Origin of the sequence: Thermogemmatispora sp. (genome assembly GCF_042408735.1) — a bacterium.
Lineage (GTDB): Bacteria > Chloroflexota > Ktedonobacteria > Ktedonobacterales > Ktedonobacteraceae > Thermogemmatispora.
The window spans coordinates 59,339-76,944 of record NZ_JBHOQV010000062.1; the positions used below are offsets into that span (position 1 = coordinate 59,339).

The window sequence follows — 17,606 nt, forward strand, 5'->3', positions numbered from 1 at the left end:
GTTGGTAGCAGCGGCAGCCAGGCGGCTCTGTCAGCGCCGCCCGCGGCCCATCTTTCATTCTGCGGCCGATCGCTTTCGCCCGGTCAGCCTGCCTGTCTGCAGACTTGCCCGCTGACCGGCCAGCATCCAGCGTTCCCTATATGCTCCCTGTTCCTCTGTCTGCCTGGCCAAAGCAGAAGAGGGGGACAGAGAGAAGAGCGCGGAGGGGAGCTATTTCCTCGAAGAGGAGAGAGCAGCGCTCAGGAGGGTGAGCGCTGAGCGAGCGCAACGGTGGGACGCCGCTGCTGCAGTGGCGCCCTCATGTAGGAGAGCACCAGACCCAGGCTTAACGTTCTTTCAGCAATCAAGCGCACTGCAGATGACCGGTCTTCAACCGCAAGACCTGAACTGGAGGTGATTTATGGCATCTCAGGAAGAATTGGTGGGGCAGACGGCGCCTGGCGCAGCACTTCCCGAGGGAGATATCGCTCTGGAGCAGCGCCAGGACCTTGACAAGCTGCACATCAATGCCATCGGTATGCCCAGCGTCATGTATTACTGCTTTGCTGGGGCGGCGCCGATCGCGGCCATGTTCTTTAACGTCCCCAACATGGCGGCCCAGGCCGGCGCCAGCGTGCCGCTGGTCTTCCTGCTCTCGGCGATCGGGCTGTTGCTCTTCGGGGTCTCGATCGTCTATTTCTCGCGTCGCCTGACCTCGGCGGGTGGCTTCTATACCTGGGTACGGCATGGCCTGGGGACTGGCACAGCTTTCCAGGCGGGCTGGCTCATGCTCTTCGGATACGCTATTTTCGAAGCTTCCTCTCAAGCGGCCTTTGGTGGTCTGGCTGACATCAATATTTCCACGTACCTTGGTTTCCAGATGCCGCTGGGCTGGGTGACCTATGCCCTGATTGGCTGCGTCCTGGTCTTTCTCCTCTCCTTCTTCGACATCAAGTGGTCGACCTGGTGGCTGGCCCCCTTCCTGGTGCTCGAGATCGGTAGCCTGGTACTGCTCGATCTGATGATTACTATTCGGGGCGGGGTTGCCGGTCACGACCTGCTCCATACCTTTACGCCAGCCGGCGCCGACCTCAAAGGGGTGGCTCCGGGCGGCGTCCTGGGCATCGGCGTCGCTATGGCCCTGGGTATCTGGTCCTGGATCGGCTTCGAGGCCGGCGCCGTCTATGGCGAGGAATCGCGTAACCCGCGCCGTGCCGTGCCGATGGCTATCTTCTCGGTCATTCTGATCATGGCCCTGCTTTACATCTGGACCACCTACAGCGCTGTCATCGGCCTTGGCTGGCAGCACGCCGGCGATACCCTGGGCAACATCAGCATTGCTCCCACGCCTTACTATAATCTAGCCGATCACTTTGTCGGTGGCTGGCTCAAGGTCCTGATGATCATCGCCGTCACCACGAGCAGCTTTGCAGCCTGTCTGGCTTTCCACAATGGCATGGTGCGCTACTTCTACGCGATGGGTCGCGAGGGCATCCTGCCGCGCCTTTTTGGACGCACGCATCCGCGCTGGAAGAGTCCTTACTATGCCATCATCGCCCAAAGCCTCTTCACGCTCCTGGTCATTATCTTCCTGGCCTTCATCATCCAGAAGAACAATCCCGACGGGAGTGTGAGCTATGCTCTGGGCATCGCCGATGGCAAGGTCTACACTCAGACCAGCGGCATCACCAGCTATGCCTGGCTGGCGACGATCGGTACGATCAGCTTCCTGGTGGTCTATATTCTGGTGAACCTCTCGCTGCCGGCCTTCGCGCTGCGCTTTGATCGCCAGAACTTTAATCCGCTCTTCCACCTGGTGGCGCCAATCGTGAGCTGCCTCTTCTTGCTCATTCCTCTGATCTCGTTTATCATGCCGCCGCTGCCGGTGATCGGCGACTTCTTCACCGGCCTGGGCTTCTTCCCAACGCCGTTCCCGCTGAACATCCTGCCACTCTTCGTTATCGGCTGGGTGATCATCGGACTGCTCTACGCCTTCTATCTGGCACGGCGCCATCCTGAACGCTACGAATTTCTGGGCCGCATTTTGCGCGCCGACGTGTAGCCCAGGACGGGTACGCTGCCTGTCCCCGGCCTGGCGGTGAGCGATCCCGGGCGCGCGTTTCAGGCAGTCAGACGGACGGAGAGGGAGATCGGCGCCTGCCTGGTAGCGAAGACCAGATGGCCGATCTCCCTCTCCCTTTTTATTTTTTTATTGTATGGACCGATAGCTGGCGGGGGCCAGGGCATCAAGAGAGAGTGGGAGTGGAAGTGGGGGGACACAGCCCGCACGGCTAGCCAACTGTTCCCGAGCGCCTTCCTCGCCCGTCTCTGGGCAGGAAGGGCGTTCTCCCCTGCCTGCCTGCCCGGTCTGATCCAGACGGGTTGGCCGCGCGCGGCGCCTTAGAAGTCGGCCAGATACTCCTGCTCTTCCCACTCCAATTCGGCCGCCTGCAGACGCTGACGCACGTAGTCGCCGCGGCGCTCCAACTCCTGGCGCTTGGCCTTAATAAATATTTCAGTAAACTGCATGCCGAGCAGATCGCGCAGGGCGGTATCGGCCTCCAGATGCTGGAGAGCTTCCTCCAGAGTGGCTGGCAACGGGGCAAAGGCTTCGTGCTCTTCCGCCGGGCCGTCGGCCAGGGGGGGAGGCAGCGTCTCCTCTTGAAGGCCAAGCAGGCCGGCGGCGATGGTAGCAGCCAGCGCCAGATAAGGGTTGCTCATGCTCGAGGGGGCGCGGTTTTCGATGTGGGTGCTGGCATCGCCCGTATTCTTGACGCGCACCAGAGCTGTCCGATCGTCGAGGCCCCAGCTGAGATTGACCGGCGCGAAAGAATGGTGCAGGTAGCGCCGGTAGCAGTTGGGAGTTGGGGCAAGCAGGGCCAGCGCTCCCGGCATGTGTTTGATCAGGCCAGCGATGAAGCGGTAGGCCAGGGGCGAAAGGCCATGAGGATCGCTGGTATCAAGAAAGGCATTGCGGCCACTGGCATCGCGCAGGCTGAGATGAACATGGGCCCCCGAAGAGGACTGATCGAGGAAGGGGCGTGTCATGAAGGTGGCGTGATAGCCCAGGCGGCGGGCGATCATCTTGACCCCATTCTTGAAGGTATAGCCGTAGTCGCCGGCCACCAGAGCCTCCTCCGCTTCGTACGTGATCTCATACTGTCCAGGGCCGTACTCACAGTTACAGGTCAACATTTGCAAGCCCAATTCGGGTAGGAGGTCCATAATCTGTAAAGGCACTGGACAGGCGACATTGCGCTGCGTATGGAAGATATGCAGGCGATCAAAGACAGGTTCCTTGCTCAAGAGGTCCTGCAGCAAATAAAACTCGTATTCGATCGCGGTATGGGCGCGGTAGCCCAGAGCGGCCAGGCGCTCCAGGACGCGGCGCAAGACGTAGCGTGGCGCCGACTCCACGGGCGAGCCATCGGGCCAGAAGGCATCGCAGATCACGCGGGCGCTGGCATCGAGCCAGGGCACGACCGCTGCGGTGCTCAGATCGGGGCGCAGCACCGCATCGCCGTAGTTGCGCTCCTCGCTTTGATAGGTGCCGGGCACCAGATTGGTACCTGAGTCCACCGTTGTCATGACACCGATCATGCGCAACCCATCGCGGGCGAACTGCTCCCAGCGGCTCAGAGGGACAATCTTCGAGCGGGCCATGCCATGCATATCGGGCAGCTCGAAGACCACATGGCGAATACCTCGTTCCTGCCAGCTCCTGCTCAGCTCCTCAATGGTTGACAGATCGGAAATAGACTTTGCTGTCATCAGATCCTCCCAATACAATTGCCTGGGACGCTGTCCGGCAGGCAGCTTGCTCACCTCAGCCGTCTGTCTTCCAGGACAAACTTTATTATTACTGATCCAGCCGATCTTGACAACGCCCGCCCAGTCAAGCGGCCATTTTGGACGGTCCCAGTTCCCGCTCCTCCCACCTCTTGCGGGGCCAGGCCGCCGGGGGTCGTTAGGGCCTGAGACATTTTGCATTGTTTGATCATTTCTGTTTGATAAGAAGGAAAGGAGCAATCCCTTGGGCGGCGCACGATCCTTGCTCAAGGAGTCTCAGAAGAGATACAATACAGGCTAGTTCCTTCTTGCGCACAATGGGGGTCCGGTCTGGTCGACCGGTCAGGGCAGCAGCCCGGAAAGGAGACGCATCGGTCATGAGTACGACTCATGTCGCTGCTCCACTCTTCCAGCTTCAGCAGCTAGACCTTGAACTTGAGCGCCTTGCGGCGGAGCGACAGGGGATCAAACAGGCTCTGAGCGATAATCGCCTGCTTGCCAGGCTGCGTCAAGAGCTTGCCAGCGCTCGACAGCAACTGCAGGCGGGACAGCAGGCCCAGCAAGAAGCGGAGTGGACGCTGGAGGAAATCAACCGCCGCCTGCAGACCCTGGAGCAGCGCCTCTACAGCGGCAGCGTGACCAGTCCTAAAGAGCTAACCAGTCTTCAGCAGGAGGTGCAGCATCTGAGGGCGCAGCAAAGTCGCCAGGAGGAGCGTACCCTGGAGGCGATGGATCTTATCGAGACCCTGCAGCGCCAGCTTGTCCAGCGGGAAGAGGAGCTACGGCGAGCCGAAATGGACTGGGAGCAGCAGAGTGCGGCTCACCGCAGCCGCCTTGACCAGCTAGAGCAGCGTCGCCGCTCTCTCGAAGAGCAACGTGCCGCGCTGGCCAGCTCCCTCCCCGCCGACCTGCTTACCCGCTATGAGACCCTGCGGCGCACCCGCCAGGGTCGAGCGATCTCGCGCGTGGAGCAGAACGCCTGCCAGTGGTGCCGCGTGCTGCTGACCTCCAGCGAGATGCAGCGTGTGCGCCTTGGCACCGAGATTCAAACCTGCAGCAACTGCGGGCGCATTCTCTTTTACGATCGCTAAGCGAACCGTTGCTGTTCGTCCGGCTTTCATTGGCGAGGCAGTTGCGATGAGCGCAGAAAGCCGCCGCGCTGGCCAGCGTAGACAGGACAGGGCAAAGACGAAGCGGGAACCGGCTCAGGGCGGGCAAGCGATTTGAGTCAGGTGACAGGTGAGGCGAGTAAGGCGAGTAAGGCCAGCAAGTCAACCACTCCACGGCCGTAGCCTGGGGACCTGACACCAACCAGGCAAAGAAAGGTGGAGAAAGAAAGAGAGAAGAACAGGGTTGGGCCAGCCCGAGCCGGAACAGTTCGGGCGAGGGGAGGGAAGCGGGCACTCAAGCCGGGCTGCGCGCTCCGCTTCCCTCCCCTCGCCCAACCACGAGACGAGCTTTTGCAAGCACAGCTGCCAACGCAGAACTTGTCAGCCAGAGCGCCTGGCAGCTAGTTCGACTTGATAATGACGGTTGTCCCCACGGGTGCCCAGTTATAGAGCCAGGCCGCCGCCTTCACCGACATCTCTACACAGCCATGTGAACCCCAGGTCCAGCCGGCCACAGGGTCATAATGCCAGCCGTTCGTACCAGGACCAAAGACCCCATGCCACCAGGCATCGTGGAGGAAGTAGCCACCCCAGTCGAATTCGAGAGCGTAGTTGATGAACGTGGGCGGATAGTAGTAGGGCGAGCCTGGCGGCCAGGGCGAGTAGAAGGTCGTCGGATGCAGCTTGCGCAGCACATGGAAAGTCCCCGTCGGCGTGGATAGCGAGGGTCGGCCCGAAGTAACCGCCGTATTGAAGACCAGCTTACCATTGTCATAGGCATAGAGCCACTGCTTCGATAAAACGACGACAATCACCTTGCCGCTGCCCGAGGGGCTGGCCTGGCTGCTGCTCTGGGCCTTGACGACCAGGCCGCTATAGATGTAGAGTGGGGCGCTAGTAGGGGAACTGATCCGATACCAGTAGGGGCTGCCCCAGACATTTTGTCCCACAACGCTTGCATAGACTGTTACACTGGTATTTGGCGCATAAACTTTGGCAATAGCATATTGAGTGCTCGGGCCTCGACGCACGTTCGCCCAGTTGATGGTAATGCCCTTCCAGGTGGTTGCGGCTTGGGCGGTCGCACTAGCGCCAGGGAAGGGAGCCAGAGAGAAGGCCAGTGCTACGAGGAAGGCGAGCAACGCGATAAGAGCAAGATGTTTCCGAGAAATTGCTCGCATCGTATCCTCCATCTGTAAAGAGCAGCTGTGCTTGCTGCCTTCAGTATACGAGAGAGACAGCTCACCAGCAAGAGTGAGCAGATCATTATGTATCAAGGTATTACAGGACCGGTACCTTGTGGTCAGGAACCCTCCTTCATCCCCTGGAACAGTTGAGGAGAGGAAGGAAGGGAGGGAGGGAGGCAGGGGGAGGGGGGAGCTGAAGCGTCTCGGGGACCAGGCCAAACCAAAGAGGAAGAGACGCTACGCCGGGGGCCAGCATAGAGCAGGACGCCCGCATTGGGCGTCCTGAGGAGCTGCCATTGCCCTGCTTTAAGGTCTCCCGCCCAAGTCGTCCGCAGAGGGAGCCGAGCGGATGGGGCGGGCGGCGGAGTCGGATGTGGTGAAGAGGAGCGAGCGGCCAGCGCTGCACTACTAGAAGAGCGAGAGCTGCTGTGGCGGCTCCTCCTGGGGGGGAGCTGCCTGGGAGCCAGCCGCTCCAAGTTTCCCCTCAGCGGCCAGTCGTTCGGCCTCAGCCAGCACCACCGGGATCTTCTTAAAGTCCTGGCGAATCGTTTCTTTCAGGCTGGCCTGATGGAGACCAGCCGCCGGATGATACATCGCCATACAAATATAGCCGTCCTTCTTCTGAGCCTTGCCGTGAATGGCGCTAATCTTGGCGCTGCCGAAGAACTTGGCCATCGAATAGCGTCCCAGCGTCACAATCAGCAGTGGCTTGAGAGCGGCGATCTGGCGATCCAGATAGTCGTTGCAGGCGCTGATCTCCTCCGGGAGGGGGTCGCGATTATCGGGCGGACGGCACTTCACCACATTAGTGATAAAGACATCCGAGCGCTTGAGCTGAATGCTCTGCAGCAGCTCATCGAGAAACTGGCCGGCAGGTCCCACAAAAGGCCGCCCTTGCTTATCTTCATGATATCCAGGCCCTTCACCGATGAAGAGAATGCGGGCATTGGGGGGACCTTCGCCTGGGACAGCCTTCGTGCGTCCCTTACAGAGGCCGCACTTAGTGCAGACAGAGACCTCCGCGGCTATCTCCCGTAGAATCTCCTCTGGCGACATAGATACCTCTCTAGATAAGATGCTCTTTTCGGTTGGCGTAGGTCACTTTCTGGATTGACAACCATTATGGAGTGTTTCAGTCCTGGCTGCAAGAGGCTTAGGACCAGCAGGTACGCTCGCCTCGGCCAGGCCAGGCCATCCGGTGCCAGGGCCATCGGCGAGCGTCAGGCGAAGGTCCACTCGGCGGCTCGTCGTCAGTCGAGCCGGCGCTCAGGCGGGCGGGCGGGCGGCGAGCCAAAAGAGAAGAGGAGGGCAGCCTGCTGGCAGAGCCATCACCAGCGCGGCCCCCTCCTGCACCGGATGCTTACAGGACCTCTCTATCTCTAGTCTAGCAGCCAGGCGCGCCAGGCCGCTGAAGTGGTGGAAGCGAGCAAGCGAGCTACCACCGACGCTCATTGGGGCGAGGGCCGAAGCCACTATCACGCCGAGGGCCACCCGGGCCGCGGCCCGAGCCACCCGGGCCCATCGGGCGGCGCTGCCCACCGCCATAGTTGCCGCTATTGTAGCCAGACGAGCGACCGCCACCGCCGCCGCGCTCCGAGTAGCCACCGCGGTCGCGTCCGCCGCCATAGCCGACATTGCGCCCGGGAGCGGTCAGATCGCGCTCGCGTCCGCCGCCATAGCCGCCGCCACCGCGGCCAGAGCCGCCACGGTCGCGTCCACCACGGCTTGCGGCCCGATCGCTATCCAGCTCGGCCTGAGAAGGCAGCTCGCCGCTGAGAGCGGCGCGACGCGAGAGATTGATGCGCCCCTGCGAATCGACCTCAATCACCATCACCGTAATCTCATCGCCCACCGAAACCACATCCTCGGGACGCGACACCTGATAGTCGGCGAGCTGAGAGGTACGGACCAGGCCCTCCTTGCCGGGCAGGATCTCTACAAAGGCCCCGAAGTCGACCAGGCGACGGACCGTGCCCGTATAGATGCGACCGACCTCCACCTCCTCGGTCAGAGCGCGAATGGCATCCATGGCCTGCTGCATCGACTCGCTGGAGGTGGCTGCGATATTGACCGTACCGTCGTCCTCGATATCGATCTTGGCGCCGGTCTCATCCTGGATCTTGCGCACTGTCTTGCCACCAGGGCCGATCACCGCGCCGATCTTATCGGGGTTGATCTTCATCGTCTGGATGCGTGGAGCGAAGACCGACAGCTCGGGCCGGGGAGCATCGAGAGCATCGAGCATCTTCTCCATGATGTACATGCGGCCCTCGCGCGCCTGCTCCAGGGCCTTGGCCATAATATCGTAGCTGATGCCTTTGACCTTAATATCCATCTGGAGAGCGGTCACGCCGTCGGCGGTGCCGGCCACCTTAAAGTCCATATCGCCCAGGGCATCCTCGATCCCCTGGATATCGCTGAGGACAGCCCACTTGCCGGCGCGCTCTCCCTCGCCGGTCACCAGGCCCATCGCCACCCCCGCCACCGGGGCATGAATGGGCACACCGGCATCCATCAGGGCCAGGGTGGTGCCGCAGACCGATCCCATCGAGGTCGAGCCGTTCGACGAGAGTACATCGGAGACGGCGCGAATGGTATAGGGGAACTCCTCCTGCGAGGGGATCACCGCCAACAAGGCCCGTTCGGCCAGAGCGCCGTGCCCAATCTCGCGGCGGCCCGGGCCACGCAGCGGCCTGGTCTCCCCAGTCGAGAAGGGCGGGAAATTATAGTGGTGCATAAAGCGCTTGCTCTCGCTGGGAGTCAGGCCATCGAGGATCTGCTCCTCGCCCGGCGAGCCAAGCGTCACCACGCTCAGCACCTGCGTCTGACCGCGCGTAAAGAGGGCCGAACCGTGGGTGCGCGGCAGGAGGCCAACCTCGCAGGTAATGGGGCGGATCGTCTTCAGATCGCGGCCATCGGGCCTGATCCCGTAGTCCAGGATCTGATTGCGCACATAGGTCTTCAGCTCCTTCTCGTAGAAGGCCATAATCTCCTTCAGGCGATCGGGATACTGGGCCCCCAGGGTCTGCACCAGCTCATTCTGGACCACGGTCAGGGCTGCCGAGCGCGCCGTCTTATCGGGATGATTGACCGCCTGCTCCAGGCGCGGCAGCACGAACTCAGCCACCTGGCGCTGCAGCTCCTCATCGACAGGTGGGGCCTCGAAAGGCCGTTTGGCCACGTTGACCACCTGCATCAGCTTCTCTTGCATCTTAATGATATCCTGCAGCGCCTCCTGGCCGCGGATCACCGCCTCCAAGAGGATGTCCTCGGGCAGCTCCTTCGCCCCAGCCTCGACCATCATCACAGCATCCGCCGTGCCGGCCACCACCAGGTCGAGGCGGCTGCGGTCCATCTGCGACTCCAGCGGGTTGATCACCAGCTCATTATCGATGTAGCCCACCCGGACCGCGCCAACCGGGCCAGCGAACGGGATATCGGAGATAGAGAGGGCGGCAGAGGCACCAACGATTCCCAGGACATCGGGGTCATTCTCCTGGTCTACAGAGAGCACGGTGATGATAATCTGCACATCGTTGCGGTACCCTTTCGGGAAGAGGGGGCGGAGAGGACGGTCGGCAAGGCGGCAGGCGAGAATGGCGTGCTCGGATGCCCGCCCCTCGCGCTTGATAAACCCGCCGGGGATCTTGCCGGCGGCATACATACGCTCTTCAACGTCAACGGTCAATGGAAAAAAATCGATGCCTTCACGAGGCTCTTCACTGGCTACAGCGGTCGCCAGAATGACAGTATCGCCATAACGCAGCAGCACTGCGCCATTGGCTTGCTCAGCTACTCGTCCGGTTTCAATGCTCATGACGCGACCGCCAATGACAGCTTCTTGACGATGGATCATAGTTCCTCCGACTACTGTACACCCCTTGGCTGGACCGTAGACCTGGAAACTTTCCTTGCTTCACGGGGACGTAACGGGGTGCTTGTGAACAGACAACTGACCGACTACTACTACTACTACTTCTACTCTTGCTCGCAACGATAACCTGAATAGGATCCCCTGCCTCTGCTCTTTCTTGCTTCACTGGTTGCCTGATTTCCTTCCGAACCGCTACAACGAGCGAGCGAGTAAGTAGATGGAACAAAACCGTGCTGCTTTCAGCCCCTGAGTATCTCAACTCAACGCGACCGCCCGATCGAGCAAGCGACCGTCGGTCATTGACGCAACATGTGCAGATTGCCGCTTCAGCATTGCCTTCTCTCTCTGTAGTACCTGTGCCTCTCTTCGGGCCAGCCAGCCTGGCGCTGGCCGACAGGCAGCCGCTGCGCTACTCCTGATCAGGTTCCATCTTCCCGCAATAGCAAGCGGAGGGCGCTGTGCCTGGTGGGAAAGGACGTGCTGCCGCCTTCTTACCTTCTTTCTTTCCTGTTGCTTTCTCCGGCAAGCGAGATGAGGCGAGACGAGAGAGCGCTCCCGCGTGTTGTGCTTGTGTTCTGCCGCCTCATCCAGGCTGATCCCGACCTGGCGGGCTTAGCGGACGGTGACAGGTGCTTTCGCTCCTCGGAAATCAATCGGAGACGGTCACCTATGATCCCGGACAGCGATCATAAGACGCCCAACATAGCCTTGAGTACTTAACCCGAACCGAAACGCGAAGGGACGAGATACCAGCGCTTTCCATTCCTGCCCTGCGACAGGCGCTGGGGATAGTCAACAAGCGCCTCGCACGGAGGGAGCGGATCTCAGCGCAGACCAGGCTGGGCAGGGCTAGCATAGAGCCTGCTCTTCCTATCCCCCCGAGCGACCCGCGCCGATCCTATCCTTGCGCAGCTCTGCCGCCCAGCGAGCGGTCGGCAAGCACCAGACAAGCCAGACACCATCTCTGCTCGCCCCTTCTCCGGCTTCCTTGGTGCTGGCTTCTGCTTTCGCTCTCACCCTTGCCTTGATCCACAGAGGGGTCTCTGCGAGACGAAGTGAGCTGGCGGAGAAGGGGACCAGAGGCCATGCCAACCGACCGCCTGCGAGCTGGCGGCCTGCGCCTCGCTTAGTGGCGCAGGCCGAGTTTGGCAATCAGCGCGCGATAGCGCTCCGGGCTTTTGCGGCTGAGATAAGCAAGTAAACGACGCCGCTGGCCCACCAGCATCATCAGGCCACGGCGGGAATGGAAATCATGCTTATGGATCTTCAGGTGCTCGGTTAGCTGGTTGATACGTGCCGTCAGCAGCGAGACCTGGACCTCGGGCGAGCCGGTATCGGCCTCGTGGACGCGAGACGAAGCAATGATTTCGGCCTTATCCTCGCGAGTCAATGCCACCCTCTGTTTCACCTCCTCAGCAGGCTCAGGTGAGATGGTCGATAGTTGAGCTGGTATGAAAGGATGTTCTGACGAGAGCCTCTGAGCCTGAGTAATCTACTAACTAACCCTGGATAATACACCCATGCATTATATCACGCTAGTTTGCCAGCGTCTAGATAGCTCTGATACCGGCTGCCTTGAGCGCTCAGCCGGGCAGCAGAACGTCTGGCTTGGGGGCCGAGAGCGGGCTTTCCCAGATCACCGGCACAAGGGTGGCCGGTTTCTTCTCGGTCAGCTACTCAGGCCGGGGATCGAGCTGAAGCCTCCGGCACCTGTCGCGCCCAAGACGGCCACTCGCAGAGCGAGAGGGGGAGCCAGGCGCCACCGCGGCGCCTGCCTGCTGGCCTGCGAGCAGCGCAGCAGGCGCGCCCTCTCTGCTCTGGGTGAGGCCGGAAGTCGGCCCTGCCTGCTCTCTTACTTGATCGTGACCTTGGCGCCCACTTCCTGGAGCTTGGCCGCGATCTGCTGGGCCTCCTCCTTGGAAACGCCTTCCTTGACGGGCTTGGGGGCACCCTCGACCAGCTCCTTGGCCTCCTTGAGGCCCAGGTTCGTCAGCTCGCGCACCACCTTAATGACCTTGATCTTCTCGGCGCCAACCTCGCTGAGAATGACGTCGAACTCGGTCTTCTCCTCCTGCTGAGCCGCGGGGGCGGCCTCAGCTGGGGCCGCTGCCGCGGGGGCAGCCGCTACCGCCACGGGAGCGGCGCTGACGCCCCACTTCTCTTGAAGCTGCTTGGTCAGCTCGACCAGCTCAAGAACGTTAAGCTTCTCAATTTCAGCAATGATGCTCTCAACGGACATGGAGCAACCTCCTCGGATTCGTATGATCTTAGACTCAACTAGCCAGGCAACGGATTCTTGGATAGGCCGTCAGGCCGACGGCTCTTGCTGCTGTTGCTGTAGCTGCTCAGCACGCGCCTGCAGCACATAGCAGAGATCGCGCAGGGGAGCAGTCAACAGGCTGTAGGTCGTCGACAGCGGCCCTTGCAGGCCACCGACCAGTTGGGCCTGGGCAGAGGGCTTACCGCCGGTGATCCTGGCAAGAGCCTCGACGCGCTCCGGCGTCAGATGGCTGCCACCCAGGATAGCCGCCTTCAGCACCACCAGGTTCGAGGTCTGCAAGTAATCGGTGATTGCCTTGGCGGCCGCCACCTCATCGTCGTAGCCAAAGGCTACCGTGGTCTGGCCCTGAAAGATGCTCGGATCAACGGCTTGCAGCTGGTTGCGCTCCACGGCCAGGCGCAGCAGGGTGTTTTTGGCCACCTGCACCTCGACATTAAGCGGGCGCACCTTGCTGCGCAGCTCGTTCATCTCCTTGACCGAAAGCCCCTGCGTCTGAATCAGGATAGCGATCCGCGAGCGCGCCAGCTTCTCGGCCAACTCCTCGATCTTGGCCGCCTTTGCCGGTGTGGGCATTCCACTCTCCCCTCCTTTCTTTCCTTTTTTCGCTTCTCTTCTTTCTCGTATTGTAGGTCGCTTTAGCGCTGAAGGGACACTTAAGGCAAGAACCCCGGGCGACCTGCCGTTCCGCTTTCCTTCGGAGAGGCGTCAGGGCGCCTGGACCAGGCCGAGCAGGCCAGCCAGAATGACTGGAGAATTCTCCCTAAGCAAGCATGCACAGGGGTCGGGCGGGCCGGCCTCCGAACAAGAGGAACGGGCCACGGCACTGGATCACCGGCGGCAGAGCCTGGCCGCCGGCGCGTGCGCTCGGACAAGAAAAAGGGCCTTCAGGGTAGTACCGAAGGCCCGGAGGCAAGCTTACGTTGGCAGCAGTAACGTTGGGTGGAGTGGCACGTGTGTGCAGAAAGCGTGAGGGCGACCCGGCCAGCGCCAGGTTGCCAACACGGCCCAGGTGGCACGCGCGTTGCTACCCTTCCCCTCTGCTTGACTCTGCCCACGCCCAGTGATAGCCTACCTGTCTACTGGCAAGGGGCAGAGCGCGCTCCTCGGCAAGCTGATACCGTACGGTATCATTTAGATGCCCCGGGCATACTTGCTGTCTTCGGTCGCCAGGGTTGCAGGCTGCTCAGATTATAGGTGAGAGAGGGGTAGGCCGTCAAGCTGGCAGCCCGAGAGCCAGCAAGCCGAGGTGTGTTCGCCCTCAGGCTCGCCGCTCCCTCCAGGCCGGCCAACCGACCAGCAGGTGGAGGTGGCCAGTCAGCCCGTCAAGAGCAGCCCAGGGCCGGGCGGCCTTATCCCCTGACAGGCTTAGACGCGCAGGGACAGAGCCGACTGGAGATCCAGCGGCACGCCCGGCGACATCGTCGAAGCCAGAACGATATTGCGAATGTAGGCGCCTTTAGAGCTGGCAGGCTTGGCCCGCATCACCGCATCAATAATGGCGGCCACATTGGAGAGCAGGGCCTCATCGCTGAAGGAGAGCTTCCCCGCAGGCACATGCAGGAGCGCCGTGCGGTCGATGCGGAACTCCACGCGCCCGGCCTTGACCTCATTGACGGCGCGCGCCACATCCATCGTCACTGTGCCCGTCTTGGGGTTAGGCATCAGGCCACGCGGACCCAGCTTTCTACCGAGACGCCCGATCTTCGGCATGACATCGGGAGTGGCGATGGCGACATCGAAGCCCAGCCAGTCGTTTTCAATCTGCTTGATTAAATCGTCGAGGCCGACAAAATCGGCACCAGCGGCCTCAGCCTCGCGCGCCTTTTCGCCCTGCGCGAAGACCAGCACCTTGACATCCTTGCCGGTACCCGCCGGCAGCAAGGCCACCCCGCGCACCATCTGGTCGGCATGGCGCGGATCAACCCCCAGGCGCATATGGACCTCAAGGGTGGGATCAAACTTGACATAGTTCATCTTCTTGAGCAGGGCAATGGCTTCCTGGGGCTGATAGAGTTTTCCCGGCTCAAGCAGCTTCAAAGCTTCAAGATATTTCTTTCCGTGTTTTTTTGGCATGACAGTCAGCCCTCCTTGTGGTAGTCTACCGCAGTGACTGGCGGGCAGATACTTTCTTACTTCCTTCCTGACCGACAACTGCCGCCTCCCTGGCTGGTTCTTCTGCCAGCGCTCTGGCGAAGAACCTTGATGCGGCCAACCTGGCCTGGTTCTGGTTGACGGGCAGCAAGAGCGGCGGGTAGGTTCCCCCTGCCCTGTCTGGAAGGCATATTCCGAGCCAGGCGGGAGCCGATCGACGTTCCGGCGTTGGAGACGAACAAGAGCGCGACAGTGCTAAACGATAGTGATACCCATACTGCGGGCCGTCCCCTCGACGATGCGCTCAGCGGCCTCGATATCATGGACATTGAGGTCCTTCATCTTCAGCTGAGCGATCTCACGCAGCTTAGCGCGGTCGATCGTACCGACCTTTGTTCGGCCGGGGGTACCAGAACCCTTCTCGATGCCCGCCGCCTGTTTCAGCAAGAACGTCGTTGGCGGCGTGCGCGTTACGAAGGTGAAAGAGCGATCCTCGTAGATCGTGACCTCGGCGGGGATGATCATGCCCCGCTGGCTCTCCGTCCGGGCGTTATACTCCTTACAGAAGGCCACAATATTAATGCCCTGCGAGCCAAGCACCGTACCGACCGGAGGCGCGGGCTTGGCCTCACCGGCAGGCAGTTCTAGCCTGATGACAGCCTTGACACGTTTTGCCATTGTAACTCCAGCTCCCTCAACAAGCGACAATCGCAAAGTGAGTGCATCGTTATACTCATGCCAGTCCCGGCCAGGGCAGAAAGGCGAGAGCCTTGCCTGACAGCGACTGGCATTGAGCGGCGACGCCAGGGCCGAGCGGCAGGGGTCACCGAGGCGCTTTCGGCCAGAGAGCCGGAGCGCCTGGTAAGCCTGGCAGGGCAGCCCGCTGAGCGTCGCCATGCCTGCACGCGCGCGCATGCAGGCATGAAAAAGTGGGAGGTTTAGCTCAACCTCCCGTCTTCGCGTTGATGGCTAAATCTTTTCGACCTGGAGGAAGTCCAGGACTACCGGTGTCTCCCTTCCGAAGAAGGAGACGAGCACCGTGACTTTATTGCGATCCATATTGATGTCGCTGACGGTCCCAATGAAATCGGTGAAGGGGCCGTCGATGACGCGCACGCTCTGACCTTTTGTGAAGCTGATTTTCGTCTTCGGCTTCTCAGCTTCCTCAGAAACCTGCTTCAGGATCGCCCTGACTTCATGCTCCTGGAGAGGCACCGGGCGCGTTCCCGATCCGACAAAGCTGGTAACCCCCGGCGTATTGCGCACCACATACCATGACTCCTCGGTCAAGATCATCTCGACCAGTACATAGCCAGGGAAGACCTTGCGCTGTACCGTCCGCCTCTGCCCCTGCTTGATTTCCACCTCTTCTTCCATTGGCACGACGACCCGAAAGATCTTATCGCGCATGTTCATCGAGGCAATGCGCGCTTCGAGATGGCTCTTGACCTTATTTTCGTAGCCGGAGTAGGTGTGGATCGCGTACCAGGCGCGCTCTCCAGCACCAGGGCTACCTGACTTCGACAACGCGGCACTAAACCGCGTTTCTGAGCCAGCCCGTTCCTTGGGGTTTGGGTCATCAGCAACCATGGTATACTTCCCTCTTGCTTATTGCCCAGCTAAAACCTGGCAACCCAACCCACTGGCCTTCCACCCTTTGGCCACTGGGAGGGTCCCCATCCTATCCGTCCAGTCCATTCCACAGAAATTACAACACAGAGGCGCGGGTATGTCTGCCCTCTCACTCTCCCCCACTATAGAGGCAGGCGTTCAATCGATCCGATCGGCAGGACAGCGCCCCAGCCTGACTTCAGTACGCATATTCAGGTTTAGGAACAACTGGCCAGCGCCTCCGCCACGAACCGCCCTTCAGGATCTGGAGGCCGGGCCAGGCCCCTGCAGGGTCCCGTCCTTCCTTCCTTCCATGCCTCCTTGCCTATCTGTTTGCTTGCCTGCTGGCTGATGCCGGGGGCCAGCGGTCAGGTCCGCCTGGGCCGGCAGGGGTTACCCAGGCCACCAGCGCCAAAGGCGCACGAGGTTCGCGCGTGCCGGTATCCAGCCCATGCGGCCAGATCGCCATTCAGCCTGCCACTCAGCCCGCCAGTGCCAGGTCGCTTGCCTCCACCTCTACAGAAGAGGACAGAGCCGATCACCGGCCGTATCTATCAGTCAGCAGCCCGTTCGTGCCGATGAGGAAGCGAGCGGGCTAGCGGGCGGAGCCAGTAACCAGGCGGAAGAGCTGGAAGAGACCAATATCGACCAGCCCCAGAACGATGCCGAGAGCGAGGGAGAGCGCAATCACCGCGATGGTCATATTGCGCGCCTCCTCAAACGTTGGCCAGGTGACCTTATAGCGCAGCTCGTAGTAGGCCTCGTAGGGGAAGCGAAACAGCTTCAGCTGGAGCAAGCGAGCAAAAACGGACGGCTTCTGTTCGCGGCGTACCTCCTGCTGACGGCCCTCGCGTCGCTGCGTCATCTGCTTTGACTCCTTGCGGGCAGGAGCATCCTTCTCGCCGCGGGGATTGGCCTGCAGAACCTCGCTTGAAGCGGAAGTAGCCTTTTTCTTCTCGGCCATTTTATTTGCCACGTTGACCCTTTCTCGATCAGGAGTGATCGTTGCCCGGCTATCATCTGGTCTCGCGATGGATGGTATGCGTGCGACAGGTTGGACAGAACTTCCTCAACTCAAGGCGTTCCTGATGAGTGCGCCTGTTCTTCGACGTATGGTAGTTGCGATGCCGGCAATTGGAGCAGGCAAGAGCAACAATGATGCGATTCTCTTTGCTTTTGCTAGCCATAGTTCTCTCCGTTCAGGGATGCTACCCTCCTCTGACGGCAGTAGGAGAGGTCGCTGACCGTCAAATCACTGCGGTTCAGGGATGTGCGAAAGTCAGGAAGGGAGCGGCAGGCGAACGGGCAACGCTGGCGTTGCCGGCCAGGCGGCTCTCGGTTGGCGGCGCGCTCAGCCGGCAGCGGACTTCCCTTCCCGACCCAGACAGACCATATATGACGAGGTCATTGGCAGCCGCCCGCACTCCGTCAGGGCCTTGAGAGCGCGCTCCTTTCGGGAGACAGCGGCCCGCAGCAGAGGCGGTCAGCAGAGACGGGCGCCAGCCAGCGACCGGCAGGGAGGCAGCCAGGCCTGGCCAGGCCGTATGCTTATTCGAGCACCTCGGTGCAGACGCCCGCGCCGACGGTGCGGCCCCCCTCGCGAATGGCAAAGCGCACTCCCGCCTCCATCGCCACCGGATAGATCAGCTCCACCGTCATGTTCACATGGTCCCCCGGCATCACCA

General features: G+C 61.2%; 15 protein-coding genes and 1 pseudogene. 3 read left to right on the forward strand and 13 right to left on the reverse strand.

Annotated features, from left to right (window positions below):
• Positions 1-400: 400 nt before the first annotated feature.
• Positions 401-2,041, forward strand: coding sequence for an APC family permease (locus ACFMO7_RS04950; RefSeq protein WP_376794404.1), 1,641 nt, complete (start codon positions 401-403; stop codon positions 2,039-2,041).
• 338 nt (positions 2,042-2,379) lie between these two features.
• On the opposite strand, the gene ACFMO7_RS04955 is transcribed toward ACFMO7_RS04950, so the two are convergent.
• The gene (locus ACFMO7_RS04955) at positions 2,380-3,750 is read right to left on the reverse strand and encodes a glutamine synthetase family protein (protein WP_376794405.1); all 1,371 of its coding nucleotides are present in this window, start codon (positions 3,748-3,750) and stop codon (positions 2,380-2,382) included.
• Positions 3,751-4,145: 395 nt separating this feature from the next.
• Between ACFMO7_RS04955 and ACFMO7_RS04960 the strand changes: the two genes are divergently transcribed.
• Positions 4,146-4,859, forward strand: a complete 714-nt coding sequence (locus ACFMO7_RS04960) for a zinc ribbon domain-containing protein (protein ID WP_376794406.1) — start codon at positions 4,146-4,148, stop codon at positions 4,857-4,859.
• Positions 4,860-5,278: 419 nt separating this feature from the next.
• Here the strand turns inward: ACFMO7_RS04960 and ACFMO7_RS04965 are convergent, their stop codons facing one another.
• The 3 genes from ACFMO7_RS04965 to ACFMO7_RS04975 form a co-directional block, all read right to left on the reverse strand.
• Positions 5,279-6,058, reverse strand: coding sequence for a L,D-transpeptidase family protein (locus tag ACFMO7_RS04965; protein ID WP_376794407.1), 780 nt, complete (start codon positions 6,056-6,058; stop codon positions 5,279-5,281).
• Positions 6,059-6,472: 414 nt separating this feature from the next.
• Positions 6,473-7,120 (reverse strand): uracil-DNA glycosylase, encoded by a 648-nt coding sequence (locus tag ACFMO7_RS04970; protein ID WP_376794408.1) that lies wholly within the window; start codon positions 7,118-7,120, stop codon positions 6,473-6,475.
• Positions 7,121-7,499: 379 nt separating this feature from the next.
• Entirely contained in the window at positions 7,500-9,920 is a 2,421-nt protein-coding gene (locus tag ACFMO7_RS04975; RefSeq protein ID WP_376794409.1) for a polyribonucleotide nucleotidyltransferase, read from the reverse strand.
• Between ACFMO7_RS04975 and ACFMO7_RS04980 the strand changes: the two genes are divergently transcribed.
• The gene (locus tag ACFMO7_RS04980; protein ID WP_376794410.1) at positions 9,912-10,064 is read left to right on the forward strand and encodes a hypothetical protein; all 153 of its coding nucleotides are present in this window, start codon (positions 9,912-9,914) and stop codon (positions 10,062-10,064) included. The two genes, ACFMO7_RS04975 and ACFMO7_RS04980, sit on opposite strands and share 9 nt — an antisense overlap.
• 1,000 nt (positions 10,065-11,064) lie before the next feature.
• Here ACFMO7_RS04980 and rpsO read toward each other — a convergent pair.
• From rpsO to tuf, 9 genes and pseudogenes are all read right to left on the reverse strand, one after another.
• A complete protein-coding gene (rpsO, locus tag ACFMO7_RS04985) occupies positions 11,065-11,334 on the reverse strand; it encodes a 30S ribosomal protein S15 (RefSeq protein ID WP_376794411.1) in 270 nt (89 codons plus the stop codon).
• 456 nt (positions 11,335-11,790) lie between these two features.
• Complete coding sequence (gene rplL / locus ACFMO7_RS04990) at positions 11,791-12,177, reverse strand: 50S ribosomal protein L7/L12 (protein WP_376794412.1); 387 nt, start codon at positions 12,175-12,177, stop codon at positions 11,791-11,793.
• 69 nt (positions 12,178-12,246) lie between these two features.
• Complete coding sequence (gene rplJ / locus ACFMO7_RS04995) at positions 12,247-12,792, reverse strand: 50S ribosomal protein L10 (RefSeq protein ID WP_376794413.1); 546 nt, start codon at positions 12,790-12,792, stop codon at positions 12,247-12,249.
• Between the two features lie 792 nt (positions 12,793-13,584).
• Positions 13,585-14,292: a 50S ribosomal protein L1 gene (gene rplA, locus ACFMO7_RS05000; RefSeq protein ID WP_376794414.1), complete on the reverse strand. Its 708-nt coding sequence runs from the start codon at positions 14,290-14,292 to the stop codon at positions 13,585-13,587.
• Between the two features lie 273 nt (positions 14,293-14,565).
• Positions 14,566-14,988 carry a 50S ribosomal protein L11 gene (rplK, locus tag ACFMO7_RS05005; RefSeq protein ID WP_376794415.1) on the reverse strand — a complete coding sequence of 141 codons (423 nt, stop codon included), beginning with the start codon at positions 14,986-14,988 and terminating at the stop codon, positions 14,566-14,568.
• Positions 14,989-15,279: 291 nt separating this feature from the next.
• Positions 15,280-15,900, reverse strand: a complete 621-nt coding sequence (nusG, locus tag ACFMO7_RS05010) for a transcription termination/antitermination protein NusG (protein ID WP_376794416.1) — start codon at positions 15,898-15,900, stop codon at positions 15,280-15,282.
• 616 nt (positions 15,901-16,516) lie between these two features.
• Positions 16,517-16,897, reverse strand: coding sequence for a preprotein translocase subunit SecE (gene secE / locus ACFMO7_RS05015; protein WP_376794417.1), 381 nt, complete (start codon positions 16,895-16,897; stop codon positions 16,517-16,519).
• A gap of 40 nt (positions 16,898-16,937) precedes the next feature.
• A complete protein-coding gene (gene rpmG / locus ACFMO7_RS05020) occupies positions 16,938-17,108 on the reverse strand; it encodes a 50S ribosomal protein L33 (protein ID WP_376794418.1) in 171 nt (56 codons plus the stop codon).
• A gap of 361 nt (positions 17,109-17,469) precedes the next feature.
• Positions 17,470-17,606, reverse strand: a pseudogene (gene tuf, locus ACFMO7_RS05025) (elongation factor Tu); the annotation flags it as partial.

Coding starts and splice junctions, on each gene's coding strand:
- ACFMO7_RS04975 (WP_376794409.1), bottom strand. CDS start 9,920: ATGATCCATCGTCAAGAAGCTGTCATTGGCGGTCGCGTCATGAGCATT.
- rplK (WP_376794415.1), bottom strand. CDS start 14,988: ATGGCAAAACGTGTCAAGGCTGTCATCAGGCTAGAACTGCCTGCCGGT.
- ACFMO7_RS04965 (WP_376794407.1), bottom strand. CDS start 6,058: ATGCGAGCAATTTCTCGGAAACATCTTGCTCTTATCGCGTTGCTCGCC.
- rplL (WP_376794412.1), bottom strand. CDS start 12,177: ATGTCCGTTGAGAGCATCATTGCTGAAATTGAGAAGCTTAACGTTCTT.
- ACFMO7_RS04980 (WP_376794410.1), top strand. CDS start 9,912: ATGGATCATAGTTCCTCCGACTACTGTACACCCCTTGGCTGGACCGTA.
- rplJ (WP_376794413.1), bottom strand. CDS start 12,792: ATGCCCACACCGGCAAAGGCGGCCAAGATCGAGGAGTTGGCCGAGAAG.
- rplA (WP_376794414.1), bottom strand. CDS start 14,292: ATGCCAAAAAAACACGGAAAGAAATATCTTGAAGCTTTGAAGCTGCTT.
- ACFMO7_RS04955 (WP_376794405.1), bottom strand. CDS start 3,750: ATGACAGCAAAGTCTATTTCCGATCTGTCAACCATTGAGGAGCTGAGC.
- nusG (WP_376794416.1), bottom strand. CDS start 15,900: ATGGTTGCTGATGACCCAAACCCCAAGGAACGGGCTGGCTCAGAAACG.
- ACFMO7_RS04960 (WP_376794406.1), top strand. CDS start 4,146: ATGAGTACGACTCATGTCGCTGCTCCACTCTTCCAGCTTCAGCAGCTA.
- rpmG (WP_376794418.1), bottom strand. CDS start 17,108: ATGGCTAGCAAAAGCAAAGAGAATCGCATCATTGTTGCTCTTGCCTGC.
- ACFMO7_RS04950 (WP_376794404.1), top strand. CDS start 401: ATGGCATCTCAGGAAGAATTGGTGGGGCAGACGGCGCCTGGCGCAGCA.
- ACFMO7_RS04970 (WP_376794408.1), bottom strand. CDS start 7,120: ATGTCGCCAGAGGAGATTCTACGGGAGATAGCCGCGGAGGTCTCTGTC.